The organism is Algibacter sp. (assembly GCF_039977455.1).
Classification (GTDB): Bacteria; Bacteroidota; Bacteroidia; order Flavobacteriales; family Flavobacteriaceae; genus Algibacter_B.
The window spans coordinates 1-1,529 of record NZ_JBDWDG010000019.1; the positions used below are offsets into that span (position 1 = coordinate 1).

Annotated in this window: 3 protein-coding genes; 1 reads left to right on the forward strand and 2 read right to left on the reverse strand. The window is 33.2% G+C overall.

The features are described 5' to 3' along the window. Window positions 1-25: 25 nt before the first annotated feature. Together ABJM36_RS08445 and ABJM36_RS08450 are read right to left on the reverse strand one after the other, a co-directional pair. Window positions 26-682 carry an AraC family transcriptional regulator gene (locus ABJM36_RS08445; protein ID WP_348451020.1) on the reverse strand — a complete coding sequence of 219 codons (657 nt, stop codon included), beginning with the start codon at window positions 680-682 and terminating at the stop codon, window positions 26-28. A gap of 84 nt (window positions 683-766) precedes the next feature. Next, complete coding sequence (locus ABJM36_RS08450) at window positions 767-895, reverse strand: hypothetical protein (protein WP_348451021.1); 129 nt, start codon at window positions 893-895, stop codon at window positions 767-769. Window positions 896-1,048: 153 nt separating this feature from the next. Between ABJM36_RS08450 and ABJM36_RS08455 the strand changes: the two genes are divergently transcribed. After that, the coding region (locus tag ABJM36_RS08455; RefSeq protein WP_348451022.1) for a ThuA domain-containing protein at window positions 1,049-1,529 on the forward strand (481 nt) is incomplete at its 3' end.

The window sequence follows — 1,529 nt, forward strand, 5'->3', positions numbered from 1 at the left end:
TAAAATTCGAGATAATAGATATTAATCAATACACCTCATATTCTTTTTTAAACGCCAAAGGTGTACGATTAGTAATCGTTTTAAACTGTTTATTAAAGTTAGATAGCGTTTGAAATCCGCTTTCGTAGCATGCTTGTGATACGTTGATTTTCTGTTCTATAAGTAGTTTACACGCATGTCCTATACGTATTTCACTCACAAAATCTGAAAATGATTTATTTGCATGTTGCTTAAAGTACCTGCTAAAAGAAGTGGGTGTCATATTAGTGAGTTTAGCCAAGTCTGCTAGAACCATTTTTCGTTTAAAATTTTTCATTACGTAGGCATATACTTTAAACATACGTTCGGTATCGGCTTCTCTTAAGGTGTTGGTGTAACCTGGGCTGGCTAAAATTTGGTATTCTTTAGTGTTACTTATAAAGTTTAGAATTTTTAAAAGGTGAAGAATACCATCGAACCCGTCCATCGGTAACAAATCTAGCATCAACTTTTTTAAGGTTATGGCAGATTGTTCTGTAAATTCCATTCCTCTTAAACTTTTATGGAATACCTGTCGTAGACGAATGGCTTCATCACTTTGTAAAAGGTTCTCTCCTAAAAAGTCTTCATGAAAATAAATAACAACTCCTTCAGACCAAGCAATATTCTTTTCTTGTTCTTGCTCATTTTCACTACGCCACAAGTGAGGCAGATTTGGACCTGTAAATGTTATATCTCCGGCCTTAAAGGGTTTTACACTATCACCAATAAACCTAGTGTCGCTTCCTTATAAAACTAAAAACAATTGATGTTCAGAATGAAAATGCCAATGTGGGTCAAAAATGGGCTCATTTAACATACGTGCCAAGTAGGCGCGAGTTTCTGGTATAGGTGATTTTTGAAGTGCAGATTTCATTGGTACTAGTTAAATGAAAGCATTCTGATATGAGCTTAAACATCAACTAATTTATCAAAATTTAATTGATTGAGTAAATAGAATGATAAAATACAGTCAGTATGTGATAAATGAGAGTATTTTCTATTTTATTATTTGAAGTAATATTGAGTAATGAAATCTAGGCTTGATATGAAAACCCATCACTTATTTTTTAAAACTTTTTTATTGATACTGTTTTTTGCAGCTTGTTCCCCTTCCAAAAAAGAGCGGTTAGATGATCAGCCAAGAAGAGTAGAATTACTTTTTCTAGGGCATGAATTGGAGCATCATAATTCAAGGGAGTATTTTCCGATTTTAGCTTCCTCTTTAACCAAAGACGGAATCAACATCACCTACACAGAAAAACTATCAGATTTAAATGAAAAGAATCTGGAGTTGTATGACGGACTTATTATATATGCCAATCACGAAGAAATAGGTTATAATGAAGAGGAAGCACTTTTAAATTTTGTAAAAGAGGGTAAAGCTTTTATTCCTATTCACTCCGCAAGTTTTTGTTTTAAGAATTCACCTGAATATATCAATTTAGTTGGTGCTCAATTTATGAGCCATGAAACAGGAACCTTTACTGCCGAAATAGTGGATAAAGAAC

What these genes read in the sequence shown, in the direction of transcription:
- ABJM36_RS08450 (WP_348451021.1), bottom strand. Translation starts at nt 895, where the DNA reads ATGAAATCTGCACTTCAAAAATCACCTATACCAGAAACTCGCGCCTAC.